Raw genomic sequence first — 15528 nt, forward strand, 5'->3', positions numbered from 1 at the left:
AAGCGGTTGACCGCACGGCTGCGGGCGGCGGCTGGCGCGGCGGTCGCCGACGGTGGACGCACGGTGCTGCAGTCGGCGCGGGATCACGAAATGTCGTGGCCGGTGGTCGCCGCCGCGTTCGCCGCGCATGCCGCTGCGGTGCTGCCCGTCCAGCCGCAACGTCGAGGCGTTGGGCATCGACGAGATCCGGGCCAAATCATCCGGCGCGAGAGCGCCGCCGGTTCCATTTGGGGAACAATGCTGAATAGCGCATCAGAACAGCATGGATCAGCCAACGACAACTAAAATATAGGCGGGCCACAACGCCATTCGGCCGACCCGTCGGTAACGCTGCCCGATGCACCACCCACATTCGATGCACCTGCTGCTAAGGCGCTGCTTCGGCTGCTGCTGAAGGTCCGCGACCGGCGCAGAGAGCTAAAGACGCCTAACACAATTGAGCCTTTGTGAACACGCATCAACTCATCGGACGCTCGTGCTACTCGCATGCTTCGCTTTTTACGGGCGAGTCTCTACGGAAGATAATCAGGACCCAGAGTCTTCCTACAACTGGCAGTGTCGTTAGATCAGGGTCATTGCGTAGTGGGGTAGCTGCTGGTCACGGTGGCGATGAGGTCGTGGGGGCGGCGGTTGGCGCGGCGGGTGGCTCTAGCGATGTTGGTGGCGCCGTTGCCGCGATGAAATCCGATCGCGGTGTTGCGCAGGGTAGCTGCGACGGCGGGCAGAGCCGAAGCAAAGTCAGTTGATCATGGCCGGGATGCGTTGAGCAGGGCGGGGATGAGCATCTTGTCGGCGTGGTGACGTTCCATGACCTGCTTGATCCTGGAGTGTCCGGCAAGCCGGATCAGGGCGATCGAGAGGTTGCGCAGGGCGGCCATGGTGTGGGCGACGTTGCCGAGCCAGGCGTGGTGGGTGTCCTCGCCGAACAGGACGTCCCGCACCCAGTGGATCTTGTTTTCGATCCACCAGTGGGTGCGTACGTGGGCGGCGATCTGGGCTGCCGTGCTGGTCAGGCTGGTGATTCCGTGGACGATCTGCTTGCTGACGCGTTGGCCGTCGGGGGCGTACACGTCGCGGCGGAGCCGGAAGACCACGGCCGCGCGGGGGAAGTCGATGCCTGTGGCGGGTGCGATCCAGATGGTGCGGGTGATCCGGTGGCCGCTGCGGCGTTCGGTGTCGGTGTGGGCGCTGGTCGCCGCTGTCGCCGCTGGTAGCCGGCTGGTGATCGCGGCCAGCAGGCCGGGCCTGTCGCCTTTCACAGTGAACACGTAGTCCGCGCCTCGTTGCCGCAGGTATGCGGCGGTGCCGCTGCTGGGATGCGCGGCGTCCGCGGTGACCACCATGCCGGTGATGTCGATCGGGTCGAGCAGGGCGTTGATCTGGGTGACCTCGGTGGTGTCGGCCGGGACCTGGATCTGGGCGATGACCACTGCGGTGTCATGCCGCATCGCGGAGAACAACTGCACGTCGATGCCGGTGCCGCCGCCCGAGTGCCGGACGGTCTTGCCGTCCAGCGACAGCCCGACCTCGGCGGGATCGTCGAGCCGTTCGGCCAGCCAGGCGCAGACGAGGCGGTCCACCACCGCCGCGTCGACCACCTCGACCAACCGGCGCAGCGTGTCCCGACCCGGCGCGATCCGGAACCCGAGCACCGGATGCCGACGGGCACCCGCCGCGGCCAGCAACGGCTGCGGCAACTCGGCCACCCGGTCTGCGGCCTGCCGGAAGTTCCGCGCTCCGCACAACAGCGCCAGCGTCACCACGGTCAACACCGCCGCGAGCCGATGACGCACGCCCCGTGCCTTACGCGGATCGTTGACCTGCCCGAACAGGGCCGCCAGCGCGGCTACCTGCACGGTGTCGACCTCCCCACCCTCATCCCTGACGACACCGACGACAGCATGGGAGACTGACACGAGCGGCCTTTCTTTGCAGACGACGACTGGCGTGAAGAACCTTCATCGTCTACTTGGGAAGGCCGCGCCCGTTGACCGCCCCTGGGCCGAGCCGCGAGATACCTGCCTCATCAGGCCAAACGAAGATCAACTAACTTTGCTTTGGCTCTGCCGACGACCCCTTGACCCAGGGGCAATTGCATAGTTGGCCAGCGGGCCGTTGACCAGGAGTTTCGGGACGAGTTCGGCCTCTGTGGAGGCGCAAGAAGCGGGTGAGGCCGCATCGGTGATCATGGAGTTGCGACGCTTCACGACTCCGAGGAAGACCCCTCCCGCCGATGGCATCATCTCTCATCCCTGCACTGGCCGTAGCAGCACCCGCCTCCATCGCCGAGGCCGCGCCAGTCACCGACGGTGAACACGGCGGGCTGCTGCACGCGCTCGCCGCTGTTCCTGATCCACGCGACCCACGAGGCGTCCGTTACCCGCTGACCCCGCTACTGGCGGTGGCGGTCTGTGCCGTCATGGCCGGGGCGTCGTCGTTCGCCGCGATCACGGATTGGCTGCACGACCTGGACAAACAAGCCCGGGACCAGCTCGGGTTCACCGCAGGGGTGCCGGTCGGCAGCACTGTCTGGCGGCTGCTGACGCGCCTGGACGACACGCTGCTCGGCACCGTCCTGGCCGGCTGGCTGCGTACCCGCACTCCCGTCGCAGTGACCAGGCCGAAGCGGTACCGCACGGTGATCGCCATCGACGGCAAGACACTGCGCGGCGCCCGCACCAGCGACGGCCGTCAAGTGCATCTGCTGTCCGCCCTGGACACCACCACCGGGATCGTGCTCGCCCAGGTCAACGTGGACACCAAGAGCAACGAGATCACGTCGTTCGCGCCGCTGCTCGACGCTGTCGAACAGGTGCTCGGCTTCCTGACCGGGGTGCTGTTCATCGCCGATGCCCTGCACACCCAGACCGGTCACGCCGACGAGGTCACCGCCCGCCGAGCGCACCTGCTCGTCCAGGTAAAGGCCAACCAGCCGACCCTGTTCAAGCAACTCAAACGGCTGCCCTGGGCGCAGTCCCGGTCGGTGACCGGACCCGCGACCGTGGTCACGGCCGCCGTGAGACCCGCACCGTCAAAGCCGTCACCGTCGCCACACCCGGCGGCATCGCCTTCCCACACGCCCAACAGGCCGTGCGCATCACCCGAACCCGCATCATCGCTGGCAGGACCAGCCGCGAGACCGCCTACCCGACCGTGTCACTACCCGCCGGCCAAGCCCAGCCGGTCGACCTGCAGAACTGGATCCGCCGACACTGGCAGATCGAAAACACAATCCATCACGTACGCGACGTGACGTTCCGTGAAGACCTCCACCAGGCCCGGACAGGCAACGGACCCGCCATCATCGCAACGCTACGTAACACCGCGATCGGCTGGCACCGCACCACCGGCGCGACCAACATCGCCCGAGCCACCCGCCAAGCCAACCGCCGATCAAACGACCTGATCACCGCCGTGACCAGCAGTTACCCGACAACGCAATAGCCCTGCCCGGGTGCCAGGGCTCCGGCAAGGACTCTGTTGGCTAACTCGTTGTAGCGGGCGGTTGCTTGACCCTTGGCGGCGGCCGTATGTCCTGTATGGAATACGGTGCCCGATGTCGATGAGGCCCAGGGTGTCGGTGGAGATCCTTACGCAAACCGTGGCGGTGGTTCGGATGGCATGTCCGGGTGGTACCCGGGTGACCCGGGTCCAGGACGCGCTCGGGCCGATGGATTTCCATCGGCTGGCGCGACCACGACGACCCGCAACGCACCGGCGCCCCCACAGCCCTCAACCTCCTGCGCCACCCCGGCCACACCGAGACATACCACCGAACGCCCTTGAACTGGCTGTCGTGGACGGCCTACTCCGTCATCGCCGCCGGACCACAACGCACCATCGCTACCCTGGGCAACGGCAAGTGCGGCATCGGTCACACCACCGCAGCGTCCGCCGCCGTAATCCTGACCGACGGCACCATCCTGGCCGACAGCGCGGACTCCCCGTCCCTGATCGGGCTACGGATCTGGCTACAACAAGGGAACAGGCAGGTCGGCCCGGCCCCACCTGGTTCAAGACAAGCCTCGTACCCAACGACGACAACGACGTACCAGGCTGGGACCCACAGATCATGGAGCCCGGCAACACTTGACGCCACCCGCTCATGGTCGAACCCGTGCGCGTCTACAGGCCCTCGCGTTGGCGCGGAGGGCACCTCACACCATGGCCGGTAGCCGGTGGTGGACGGGTCACCCACACCTAACTCGACAGCCGTGGCCTCATCACCACCGCCGCCGAGGGCTACCAGGCGATGTTGGCCCCGGCGTAGGTGCGGGTCATCGGCGATCAGGGCACTACGCAGGCCCGCGCCAGCCGTGCCAGCAGTGGGACTGGCGCCCTGCTGCCGGGGCGCCCTGCTGCCGGGCAGCGTGCAGCCGAGGGCCTCGTCCGCCCGTATGGGCCGGCGGGGGCCTTTCGTCGTCTACGGGCTCGCCGATCCGTCACACCACCGCGCCTGGATCGCGAAACGCGACTGGGGGTCTGCTCGGTATTGGTACAAACGGCAGAATCCCCCACATCGACGGCCATGGGAGCCACATGCCGATCCACAGGCAGCACGTCACCGCACGGCAGCGCATGTCCGAACTGGCCGTCGCGCTCATCGTGCTGGCCGCCTTCGGCCCGTACCTGGTGCCGGGCGTCAGGACCGAGCAGCTCGCCGTGTGCGCAGTCGCCGGGCTCGCCGTGTTGGCCGGCGGCGCCCGGTAACTACGCGCCGCCCCGCCGCGGCTGGTGCTCCTCGCCGGGCTGCTGGCCACCTACACCACGATTGCTGCTGCCTCCGCGATCGGAAGCACCGGGCAGCTCAGCGGCCACGGTCAGGTCGGCTGGCTGGCCGGCCTCGACAACCTGTTCCTGCCGCTGATCGTCCTCACCGCCGGCTACCTGCTCGCCGTCGACGTCGATGTCGACCGGCATCGGCTCGTCCGGGTCGCCGCAGCTACTCTCGTCGCCGCCCTGGTCGCCAACGCCGCCGTCGCCTACCTGTCGCTGATGGCCTCCCCGGGCGCGTACGACGACTTGCTGTCGCTGTGGTGGACCGGGGACACGGGGGTCAGCACTGCGGAGCGGGCCGCCACGATGGGCCGCCACTCCGGGATCTTCAACCAGCCGGCCGAGGCGGGAATCATGTATTCGGTGGGGCTGGTCGCGGCCGTGTGCGTGCTGCGGCGCCGCCCGGTGCTGCTCGCCGCCGCCGGGGTCGCCATCGCCGTCGGCGGTCTCCTCACCGCCTCCAAGATTTTCCTGCTGGTCGGCCTGCCGCTGGCGGCGTGGCAGACGTGGGTCGGGTCGTCGTGGCGCACCCGCGCCGGGTCGGTGCTCGCCGTGGCCGCCGTGTTCGCCCTGTACGGCCACCAGGCCCGGCAGCCGGACACGCAGATCGGCGGGTCGCTGCTCGACGCGTGGCTCAACCCCGGCGACAGGCAGGGCAGCATCCTGTCGTACTACTCGGCGTCCCGATTCGGCGAGAACTCGACGCTCGCCGACGCGGCGGACGTGGTGCTCGCCCACGCGCCGTGGTTCGGGTTCGGCTTGGGCGGCGTCAGGATCCCTTACGACTCGTCGTGGGTGGAGGCGCTGGTGATGGCCGGCATCGTCGGGGTCGCGCTCCAAGCCGCGATTTTCGCCGCCCTCGTCTGGTGCTGGCTGGACGCCCGCCGTCGCATCGACCCGGCCGTGGCGCGGTTCGGCGCTGGCCTGCTCGTCATCGTCACGGCCGGATCACTCGGCCTGCCCACGCTGACCTCGAACCGGGTCACCACGGTCGTGTGGCTGCTGGTCGCGCTGTTGCTGGTGTCCCCGCCAGCACCCCGATGGCGGGCCGTCCCGCCGCCCGACCGGGCCGCCCCCGATCGGCTGCTCGCCGCAGCGCGCTGAGGTCAGCGGGGCCGCGTCCCGGTCCATGGGGCGGGGATGAAGACCGGTGTCCCGACGAGCGCCAGGTACGCGGCGGCTGTCCCCCGCGCCTCGCAGCCGTTGACTCGGCAGTTCGGGCACGGGTCCGGCGAGTGGTCGGCGATGATCGCCCGCGGCCAACACGGTGCGACATGTGGATCCGCAGCGGCGGCCAGGCATGGCTGGTTCCCGACTGGGTCGCGGCGGTCTGGGCAGCGACAATGGGTCCCGCTCTGTCAGCGGACGCGAGGGTTGCAGCTCACGAGGTGCGCTGATCTTGGAGGCTCCGCGCGACCAGAACCATCAGTAGGCGAGAGTATGGCGTAGTTCTTCAGCGAGCGGCGGGACACGGCCGGTGCCCACGAGCGGAACAACGCGCGGAAGTACTTCCCGTGTCTGTCCAGGAGGGTCGGATCCTGCTCGATTACATCGAGCTCGTTGACGAGGCTCAGATCGATGAACGGCGTCAGCTGATCGGCGTCGAGCCGGATGACGTGGCCGGTGAAGCGGTTGGTGACCTCGCCGGTGGTCGCGAGCCCATGCCAACTGCGTTTGCGGTCGCATGCGGCGTACAGGTAGACCAGGGTCTCCGCGGCTTCGCAGATGAGATTCTGTAGCGTCGCGCGATCCTTCCAGTCGAGTAGGGCGAGGTCGAAGCCGTCGATGCCGTAGGCGGCGTGGGTGAGGCCGGCTGACTGCACGTCGGCTCCGTAACCCAGGTCGGCGAGGCGTCCCTGGACCCGACACAGGTGGGCGTAGAGGGTTCCACCGGGATGTTGGACAGTCTCGGTTCCGCGTTGACGCAGCCACGCCCGCACATCGACATCGGTGCTCACGCTTTCACGGTAGGCGGATGCGCAGGGTCTGGTGGCCCCGAAGCGTGCGCAGTTGGTCACACGCCGGTCGGCTTTCGGCCGACGGTCACGTCCTACCGACTTGCAGGGGCTTGGAGCACAGCACGTCCGGCAGTGGCAGGTAGCCGAGTGCCTGCCAGAACTGCAGCCCGGCGGTGTTGTCCGGCATGACGAGCAGGTTCACCCTCGGGCAGTTCAACTGCCGGAAGCGGCTCTCAAGTTCATCCACCAGCCGGGTGGCGATGCCCTTCCGACGGTGGGCAGGATGCACGGCGAGTCGCAGGATCCAGCCCCGCCGCCCGTCATAGGTTCCCATGATCACGGCCGCCACCGCGCCACCCAGCTCGGCAACCAGGAACAGCTCAGGGTCGCGGGTCAGCTTGGCTTCCAGCTCCGCGCGGGGCAGGACATCACGATCGGCCGCTATCCACACCGCGGCGACAGCGTCGTAGTCGCTCCATTGGAACTGGCGGATGTGAATCACCACCTTTCTCCTTGCCCCGCGCCGTGTTGACGCGGTTTGCTCATCGACATGGCCCGCATCGCATACGACCACACGGACGCGAGCGCGTACGCATCGACCCGACACCTCGGCGACGAGGAAGCCGGCGAGTGGCGGGCCGCCGTCACCAGGCACCTCGACCCGCAACCGGGCATGCGGTTGCTGGATCTCGGCGCCGGCACGGGCAACTGGGCCAAAGCGTTCACCTCCTGGTTCCCCGGCATCGAAGTGACCGCAGTCGACCCGTCAACGGCAATGCGTGAACGTTCGGTATACCAACCCGTCGTCGCTGGCGACGACGCCGACATCCCACTGCCCGACGCAAGCATCGACGCCGCCTGGATCTCCACCGTCATCCACCACGTGCCCGACCTGACCGCCGCGGCACGCGAACTACGCCGTGTCCTGCGCCCCGACGCGCCCGTGCTGATCCGGTCGGCGTTCGCCGGCCGGCACGAGGCGATCACCCTGTTCCGCTACTTCCCCGAGGCGATCCGGGTCCTGGACACCTACCCCAGCGTCGCCCAGGTCGAAGCCGCCTTCGCAGGCGAAGGATTCTCCACCGTCAGCCTGGAGCAAGTCCCGCAGATCACCGCCGCATCGCTACACGAAGCGGCGACCACCCTGCGCCGCGAGGCACACACCCTCCTGCAACTGATCACCGACGACGAGTACGACGCTGGCGTACGCCGCCTGCACCAAGCAGCGCTCACCGAAACCGGACCGGTGATCGACGCCATAGACCTACTCGTCCTACGCAGAGAATGATCCCCAGCCGGCGCGCAGGCGCGGCCGTAGCTAAACCCGGCCGCCGTCTCGCCGCCCGCGACCTGGTCGGCAACATAGCAACGAGCGTTGCGGCATCGCTGCCATTCATGACTGCATCGGCGGGATGCACGAAAGCTGCCGGGACACACACCGACCAGCACGCGGACGGGCCGCCGGATGACCGGCGACCCGTTCCGGTTGGTCGTTCACCGAGCAGCCCAGCGACCCGCCGGTCCCGCGCCGGGCGGCCGGCGCGGGACCACGGGTACCGGCGGGTCAGTTCGCGCAGACGGCGTACGCACGGACCTTCCAGTTGCTGCTGAAGCCGTCCTCGTCCTCCATGGCGCGGACGGTGACGACGGTCGAGGTCGTGGCCCGCATCTCGGTCAGGCGCACCTGGCCGTCGCCGCCGAGGATCTCGCCGCCCACCCCGTGCACGCGCGTGCCCGGGGGGCAGGTGGCGGTGACCGACTGGATGGAGGCGGAACTGTAGACGCTGTCGTTGATCACACGCTGCTCGCCGGGCAGCGGGTCGGCGCAGATCGCGGTGGCGTCCAGCCACCAGGTGCCGGTGAAGCCGGTGCCGTCCTCTTCACCCGCCACCACGACGCTGTTCTGGTTGATGCGCAGATCCTCGAGGACGACTTCGCTGTTCGACGCTCCGACGACCGCGCCACCGACCCCGATGGCGTGCTTGCCGGCCGGGCAGGACTTCTCGAACCAGTTCGACGTGCCGAAGCTGGGCGTCGAGCTGCCGGACACGGTCACCAGGCCCGCGGGCGGCGTGGCGCATACCGCGCTCGCCGTGACCGCCCAGTTGCCGGCGACGCCGTTCTCGTCCTCCCGGCCGGTCACCGAGTACGCGTCCCCGCCGATCAGCGGCCGCATGATGTCCATGCCGACCTGACCGAGGCCGGAACCGGTGATGGCGCCGCCACCGCCGATGACCTTGGTGCCGGCCGGGCAGGTCGCGCTCTGCGACTTCGCGACGCTGTTGCTGGGGCCGGTCGTCGTCTTGATGCTCAGGCCGGGGACCGCCGCCACCGGTCCGGTGAGGGCCAGTTGGCCGAGCACGAGCGCGCTCAGCCCGGCCCCGCCGACGGCGGCCATCCGACGCGACCACGGGTTCCGGTTCGATCCTTCTCGCATGGTGTCTTCCTTACGTGAGGCCGTTCGGCTGCGATTGACACCGGTAGGAGCGCCGTCGGGTCGGGATGCCAACAGAAAGCTCGAAGAAAAAGATTCTGCGGTTCTACTTGACCGGTCGACGAGCAGCGGGAGACACGGATGGACGCGGCGGCGCGGGACGACACCGCACTGGTCGAGGCGGTGCGCCGCGGTGAGCGGGCCGGGCTGGAGGGCATGTACCGGCGGTACGCCGACCGGCTGTACACGTACGCTCGGACGATGGTGCGCGAGCCGGAGGCCGCCGCGGACGCCGTCCACGACGCGTTCCTCACCGCCAGCCAGCGCATCAGCCAGCTCCGGGAGCCCGATCGGCTACGCTCCTGGCTGTACGCGATCGTGCGCAACGAATGTCTCCGGCAGCTCCGGGAGCGGTCCCGCTCCCTGCCGCTGGACGAGGCCGGCGAGCCGGTGGCCGACGCCACCGACCCGGCCACGGGCGTCAACGCCGAGCAGGTACGCGCACTGGTGCACACCGCGGTCGCCGCGCTGAACCCGGGCGACCGGGAGGTGGTCCACCTGGCCATCCGCCACGACCTGTCGACCGTCGACATCGGCGCGGCCCTCGGGGTGCCCGCCAACCACGCGCACGCCCGCCTGTCGCGCGCCCGTTCGCAACTCGAACGAGCGCTGGGGGCGCTGCTGGTGGCCCGCACCGGAGCCCGGGACTGCCCGACCCTCGCCGGCCTGATCGACGGCTGGCAGGGCCGACTCACCCCGACCCTGCGCAAGCGGGTCTCGCGGCACATCGACGGCTGCGCGGTGTGTGGGCTGCTCCGGCGGGAACACCTCAGCCCGGCCGCCCTGCTGTCGGCGTACACGGCACCGGCCTTCCTGGCCGTCGCCGACACGGTGTGGCCGAGACTGGCAGAGGTCTACGCGACCGATGTCCTGGCCGATCCGGCGGGTACGTTCACGGCCGGCCCGGCCGCCGACCAAGCGCTGGCGGTCGACGAACCATCCGGGTCGGGAAACGCTGGCCCGGCGACCGAGCGGGCGCCGGTAGCCGACGAACCATCCGGGTCGGGAGTCGCCGGGCCGGCGGCTGGTACGGGCGAAGGGCCCACGCCGACGGACGGCGAGGCGCAGGCCGCGGAAGGTGCGGCGGTCGTGCCGGAAGGTGCGGCGGTGGCCTCGGACGGTGCGGCGGTGCCGCGTGATGCGGCGCACGCGGTGTGGGCGACCTCGTCGGCGAAGCGCGACCGTCGCCGTCGGCGGCTGGCCGGGGCGACAGCCCTGCTGACCCTTCTCGCCGCGATCGGCACCTGGGCACTGCTATCGGAACGCCCGACCGCCGCGCGGGACGGGTCCGGCAAACCGGCGTACGAGACGCTCGAATCACCGGCCGGCAAGGTGACACCCAGCTCCGCGCCGCCGTCCGCCGCGGCCACGGTAGCCGGCACGCTGACTGCCGATCCACCACCGACCGCTGCCGCCGCTCCGACGTCCAGGACCGGGATCGTGCCGGCGGACGGCGCCGGAGCCACCCGGACCGATGCGCCCAGGGCCGTCGTGCCCGGTAGCGCCGCACCGGCACCGACCGTGGCACCGACCGTGGCACCGACCAGACCTCCGACCGCGCCCCGGCCGACGGCCGCAACGCAGATCGCCGCGCCGTTCACGGTCTCCGCCACCGCGCACGTACGGTGCGGCTCGGACACGTACAGCCTCGTGGTGCAGGCCACCGGCAGTGCCGCACTCGGCGGCGCCGAGGTTCGCTGGACACCCACCGGGGGCAGGACGTCGGCCCGGGCCCTGACGGTGGACGGATCGGCCGCGCGGGCGACCGTCGGGCAGTTGCGCGCGCCGGCGCTGACCTGGTCGGTGCGGGCGACGGCGGTGGACGGCCGCACAGCGCAGAGCCCGAGCTACCCGGTCACCGACCCTTGCGTCCGGCCGGGATAGCCCGGACGGCCGTGGGTGGTCTGCGGCGCAGGTTAAAGAGGCTGGCGGCGGTCAGGTCGAGGCGCTGCGTTGCGCGTTGGCAGGATCGAGGCAGGACGCGGGCTGCCGCCGCGCAGATGGACGGACTGCTTCAACTCGCGTTCGCCGTCGGCGCGGCCATCGGATTAACAGGTCGAGGTCGGTTGCTCGGGAACGCGGCCACCGCCAGCGGCGGCCGACTGGACCAGGGTGCGGTGTGGCGGCTGCTGCGCCGCCACGCCCGCGCCGCCGGTGTCCCGGTCACCCTGAGGGCCCACGTGCTGCGGCGCACCTGCGGCACCCGCTCCCGGAACGCCGAGGCGAGCCTCAAAAACGTCCAGAACCAACTCGGCCACGCCACCGCCCGCACCACCCGCCGCTACGACCACAGTGCGCCCGACTCGACCGCGCCGCCACCCCGCAATCTCCGCTTCGTCGCGTTCGACCGCGCGTCGGGCGGCCGCCAAACCGCCCGAGGGAGGGCTCCGCCGATCATTGCCGGCATTGGCATCAGGCACCCGCTGACGTAACGTACTCACACGATTCCATTGAGTCAGCGACCGTTCGAGCGTCCCCACCGGGTAGACCGGATGAGCAAGGTGGCCGCGGCATGGACAATGGCAAGCACAACCCTAGTTGCGAGACAGCCCAGCAACATCGCTGCCGTTGCACCGAGTGCGGCGGCTCCCAACACGGCGTGCAGGGCTGGCTGGACCAGGCCAGCCACGATCACCACTTCCGCCAGAGAAAGCGGGAGCAATTCGAGAGCGGACTGGTCTGTACGAAGCACCACCCGCCGCGCTTGGAGCAGAGCCGTGGCAACCAGGAGATCCTCACCGACCTTGCACGCGTCGACGTCGCGGACTGGCTCGCTGTCCCGCCGTCTGCCGGCCCCGAGCACGGCGAGCCACACCCGTCGCCTGACCGACAGGTGACGGCACTCGCCGACCTGATGACGCGTGGAGCCTGGCGGGAGATCGCCGCGGAACTCAACCGCGCCACTCCGGACGCCACCAGCGTCAAGCGCGAGCTCACCAACCACGGATGGTGCGACCTCTTCATCGCGTTGGTTCGGGCGATCGAGGCAACCCGACATGGGTTCAACAGCATCCCCGACAAGGTCAAGGGCATGCTCCTGGGATCGGCCATGCAGGCCAACCGCCCACACGTCACCGAGGCCGTCGTCGACCTGATCGTCGACAAGACATGGCACGGGTTCCAGGCCGCGGCATTCGCGGGCGCTCCCCTGCTCGACCTCATCTCCAACGAAGAAGCTCTACGCGCACTACGGATCCTCGCGGTGTTCATCTGCCCCGCACCAGCGCAACACCCAGCGGTACGCCAACACGCCCTGAAACCGCTCGGAGACGACGCCACCAAGATCCTCACCGACCAGACCAGAACCAGACTTGCCGAACTCTTCGCCGATTGGCAATCCGAGGGTGGCCAGCAGACCGAGTAGCGCGGGCAAGGACGCATTGCGCGCTTGGACGCACGCGCGCTGGTAGCCAACTACAAGTCCCGACACCCCGGCGACCACAACCAGCCACGGATTTTGCCGCGGAGCACCGGTACGCCACCTGCCGGCTGCCGTCTCCTCTACCTCCCACGGTCAGGCAAGCTGGCGGCACTGGCACACACCCCCAAGCCGTCCTAGGACATCAGCTTAGGTGCACACCGGCGGGCGGGGCGACGGGCGAGGCGGCCGACCGACGAGCACCCACCCCGCAGAAAGATCTGGCCGATGACAGGACGTTGAGACATCGACGTTCGCGCCGGCCGGCCACGGTCGCTCGCCAGGACGCCATGTAGAGAATTCTTGACATCATGTCTGCGCTGCTTTACCTTGAGCATGTTAAAGTTTCTATACATGGGGGGTGGGGCATGTCCTCCGAAGAGAAACGTTCGTGGATCTACGTCGTGGTCAGCGTCGGCGTCGCCGCGGTCTACTTCGTCACGGTCCTGTCGAAGGTACCGGGCGCGGACGTCGCGCGGATCGCCTACGTGCGGCCGATGCTCATTGCCATCGGTGCCGGGATCGGCCTGGGCATCGTCGCCAGCATCGCAGCCGCTATCGCCTCGCCGAAGGAGGCCGGCCGGACCGACGAGCGCGACCGGCAGATCCACCGGCTGGGCGAGTACGTCGGGTTCTACGTCATGAGCATCGCCGCAATCGTCCCGCTCGCCCTGGCCATGGCGCAGGCCGCCCACTTCTGGATCGCCAACGCGCTGTACCTGGCGTTCGTCCTGGCCGCACTCGCCGCGTCGATCGCGAAGATCGTCTTGTACCGCCGGGGCTTCTAACCCCGCTCGAACCGACGAAAGTCACGAACTCGATCCGGGCCCTGCGGTTTGCGAACGGCGCGATGACGCAGGCGCAGCTGGCCGAACGCGTCGGGGTAACCCGGCAGAACATCATCGCCATCGAGCAGGGCCGCTACTCGCCGTCGCTGGAGATGGCCTCCCAGATCGCCCGCATCTTCACCGTGCCACTCGACGACGTCTTCTCCTACCCCCGACTCCGAGGACTAACCACCCACCACCGCACTCGGCGCGCGAGGAGATCGCCTCGTGGGCCTGGCCTGTCACGCCCGAAACCAAGGAGGAAGCCGTGCACGCCCCTCAACGCCTCGCCCGTATCGCGGGACTGCTCTACCTCTTCGTCGGCATCGGCGGCGCCTTTGCCGAGATCGTGCGCGTCACGGTGTACAAGGCCGGCGATGCCGCCACGACCGCGGAGAACGTCGCGACTCATGCCGGCCTCGTTCGGGCCAGCGTGGTGGCCGACCTCGTCACTACCGTGACCGGGTTGTTGACGGCGATGGCCCTGTACCTGCTGCTCAAACACGTGCACGCCAGCGCCGCCCGGGCGATGGTGGCCTTCCTGGCGGTCGCTGCCGCCATGATGGCCCTCAATCTGGCTCACCAGTTCCAGGCGCTGCAGGTGAGCGACGCCGCCTACACGGGCGCCTTCGGCGCGCAGGGATCCGACGCACTGGTGCTGCTCATGCTCGATCTGCACCACCACGGGTACCTGATGACGCAGATCTTCTTTGGCCTGTGGCTGCTGCCGATGGGCTACCTCGTCTACCGGTCGGGCATGATCCCGCGCGTGATCGGCGTTCTGCTCATGGTTGGCTGCTTCGGCTACCTCGTCGACACGTTCGCCCGGTTCACCGCCCCTGACCTGGGCGCGGCGCTGAGCCCCTTTGTCGTCGCCCCGGCCGCCATCGCGGAGGTGTCGATGATCCTCTGGCTGCTTGTGAAAGGCGTCAAGGCCCCGCAGCGCGAGCGTCCCGTCGCCGTCGTTGCCGCGTGACCCTGACCGCGAAAGCGCCGCTGTGGCCGGCCGACCCGGCTCGGGTGCGCCGGCGCAGGAGCCACACTCCGGTCGTGGCGAACAGCAGCGTGTTGCCGAGGCCGCGCCGCCCCGGCGAGGGTGGCGGGACGGCGTGAAATGGGGCGGCGCCCACTCCGAGGGGTGCGGCTGACCGTTGGATTTCCAGCGGATGCCGTGGTCGCTCGGGTACGGCTCACGGTGGTCGCAGATGTCGGCCAGGATTGCGCGAGGGTTGTCGGAGGCCAGAGATTGGCCGTTGACACTGGTAGAGCGCCCAACCGGCCTGGCCGCATAGCTCACCACTGACAAACCCCAGGGAGCGTCAAGCATGACCATCATCGACAAGATCGCCTGGATCCGCCTTGAGAACGGCGCGGTCCTCAGCTCCCGATCACGCGGCAAGGACGTCTACTACATCCCGGGCGGCAAACGAGAACCAGGCGAAGGCGACATCGACACCCTCGTCCGCGAGATCCAGGAAGAACTCACCGTGACCATCGCCCCCGACACCGCCGAGCACGTCGGCACCTTCTACGCCCAAGCCCATGGTCAGCCCGACGGGACGATGGTCCGCATGACCTGCTACACCGCCGACTGCCAAGGCGTCCTGCAGCCCAACAACGAGATCGAGGAGATTGTCTGGCTCACCCACGCCGACCGCCACCGGGTCTCCCCAGTCGATCAGATCATCTTCGATCACCTACACGAGACCGCGCGCCTGCGCTGAGAAGACGTCAACACCCGTCCGCAACCATTGGCAGTTCCTCGGCCACGGGGACGCTGCGGTTCCGATGTCGGACAGGCAGCAGCCAGTCAGCGGCCGCCGTGCGCCCGTCGGGACCGCCCACCGCCTCGGTCATCCGCTTGGCATGCGGCAACGCGGAGGCAGAGGCATCGATGGTTTCCTCGCCTCCGTCCGCGAGGGGTGGCAGGCGTACCTCGTCGGCCGGAAGCCGTGGACCCAGCCGCGGTCGAACCGGCGCCGGCGAGCGGGAGTCGCCAGTGAACGCACGGTGGTGCCCCGGCGCGCGGGCGGCGGGCCCCACCGGGGTAACAAC

The 15528-nt window shown here is 69.1% G+C and carries 13 protein-coding genes and 4 pseudogenes; 13 read left to right on the top strand and 4 right to left on the bottom strand.

Annotation, left to right across the window (positions count from 1 at the left end):
• A pseudogene (locus AB0M52_RS16775) lies at positions 1-285 on the top strand (hypothetical protein); the annotation flags it as partial.
• A 461-nt stretch (positions 286-746) separates the two neighbouring features.
• Here AB0M52_RS16775 and AB0M52_RS16780 read toward each other — a convergent pair.
• Positions 747-1916, bottom strand: a complete 1170-nt coding sequence (locus AB0M52_RS16780; RefSeq protein ID WP_363954124.1) for an ISAs1 family transposase — start codon at positions 1914-1916, stop codon at positions 747-749.
• Positions 1917-2233: 317 nt separating this feature from the next.
• Here AB0M52_RS16780 and AB0M52_RS16785 point away from each other — a divergent pair.
• From AB0M52_RS16785 to AB0M52_RS16800, 4 genes and pseudogenes are all read left to right on the top strand, one after another.
• A pseudogene (locus tag AB0M52_RS16785) lies at positions 2234-2902 on the top strand (ISAs1 family transposase); the annotation flags it as partial.
• A gap of 146 nt (positions 2903-3048) precedes the next feature.
• Positions 3049-3444: pseudogene (locus tag AB0M52_RS16790) on the top strand (transposase); the annotation flags it as partial.
• 1095 nt (positions 3445-4539) lie between these two features.
• Positions 4540-4710, top strand: coding sequence for a hypothetical protein (locus AB0M52_RS16795; RefSeq protein WP_363954126.1), 171 nt, complete (start codon positions 4540-4542; stop codon positions 4708-4710).
• A 24-nt stretch (positions 4711-4734) separates the two neighbouring features.
• Positions 4735-5880 (top strand): hypothetical protein, encoded by a 1146-nt coding sequence (locus tag AB0M52_RS16800; protein ID WP_363954128.1) that lies wholly within the window; start codon positions 4735-4737, stop codon positions 5878-5880.
• A 254-nt stretch (positions 5881-6134) separates the two neighbouring features.
• On the opposite strand, the gene AB0M52_RS16805 is transcribed toward AB0M52_RS16800, so the two are convergent.
• The gene (locus AB0M52_RS16805) at positions 6135-6734 is read right to left on the bottom strand and encodes a DUF6817 domain-containing protein (protein WP_363954130.1); all 600 of its coding nucleotides are present in this window, start codon (positions 6732-6734) and stop codon (positions 6135-6137) included.
• 85 nt (positions 6735-6819) lie between these two features.
• Positions 6820-7239: a GNAT family N-acetyltransferase gene (locus tag AB0M52_RS16810; protein WP_363954132.1), complete on the bottom strand. Its 420-nt coding sequence runs from the start codon at positions 7237-7239 to the stop codon at positions 6820-6822.
• Between the two features lie 45 nt (positions 7240-7284).
• Here AB0M52_RS16810 and AB0M52_RS16815 point away from each other — a divergent pair, with 45 nt between their 5' ends.
• Positions 7285-8022, top strand: coding sequence for a methyltransferase domain-containing protein (locus AB0M52_RS16815; protein WP_363954134.1), 738 nt, complete (start codon positions 7285-7287; stop codon positions 8020-8022).
• A 276-nt stretch (positions 8023-8298) separates the two neighbouring features.
• Here the strand turns inward: AB0M52_RS16815 and AB0M52_RS16820 are convergent, their stop codons facing one another.
• Positions 8299-9171 (bottom strand): hypothetical protein, encoded by an 873-nt coding sequence (locus AB0M52_RS16820; protein ID WP_363954136.1) that lies wholly within the window; start codon positions 9169-9171, stop codon positions 8299-8301.
• A 138-nt stretch (positions 9172-9309) separates the two neighbouring features.
• On the opposite strand from AB0M52_RS16820, the gene AB0M52_RS16825 reads away from it, so the two are divergent.
• From AB0M52_RS16825 to AB0M52_RS16855, 7 genes and pseudogenes are all read left to right on the top strand, one after another.
• Complete coding sequence (locus tag AB0M52_RS16825) at positions 9310-11112, top strand: sigma-70 family RNA polymerase sigma factor (RefSeq protein ID WP_363954138.1); 1803 nt, start codon at positions 9310-9312, stop codon at positions 11110-11112.
• Between the two features lie 116 nt (positions 11113-11228).
• Positions 11229-11660, top strand: coding sequence for a tyrosine-type recombinase/integrase (locus tag AB0M52_RS16830; protein ID WP_363954140.1), 432 nt, complete (start codon positions 11229-11231; stop codon positions 11658-11660).
• An 80-nt stretch (positions 11661-11740) separates the two neighbouring features.
• The gene (locus tag AB0M52_RS16835) at positions 11741-12592 is read left to right on the top strand and encodes a hypothetical protein (protein ID WP_363954142.1); all 852 of its coding nucleotides are present in this window, start codon (positions 11741-11743) and stop codon (positions 12590-12592) included.
• 422 nt (positions 12593-13014) lie between these two features.
• Positions 13015-13434: a hypothetical protein gene (locus AB0M52_RS16840; protein WP_363954144.1), complete on the top strand. Its 420-nt coding sequence runs from the start codon at positions 13015-13017 to the stop codon at positions 13432-13434.
• 41 nt (positions 13435-13475) lie between these two features.
• A pseudogene (locus AB0M52_RS16845) lies at positions 13476-13622 on the top strand (helix-turn-helix domain-containing protein); the annotation flags it as partial.
• Between the two features lie 119 nt (positions 13623-13741).
• Positions 13742-14449, top strand: a complete 708-nt coding sequence (locus tag AB0M52_RS16850) for a DUF4386 domain-containing protein (protein ID WP_363954146.1) — start codon at positions 13742-13744, stop codon at positions 14447-14449.
• 349 nt (positions 14450-14798) lie between these two features.
• Positions 14799-15197, top strand: coding sequence for an NUDIX domain-containing protein (locus AB0M52_RS16855; RefSeq protein ID WP_363954148.1), 399 nt, complete (start codon positions 14799-14801; stop codon positions 15195-15197).
• The last annotated feature ends 331 nt before the right edge of the window (positions 15198-15528 follow it).

Origin of the sequence: Micromonospora sp. NPDC051296, from assembly GCF_040682255.1 — a bacterium.
Lineage (GTDB): Bacteria > Actinomycetota > Actinomycetes > Mycobacteriales > Micromonosporaceae > Micromonospora > Micromonospora craterilacus.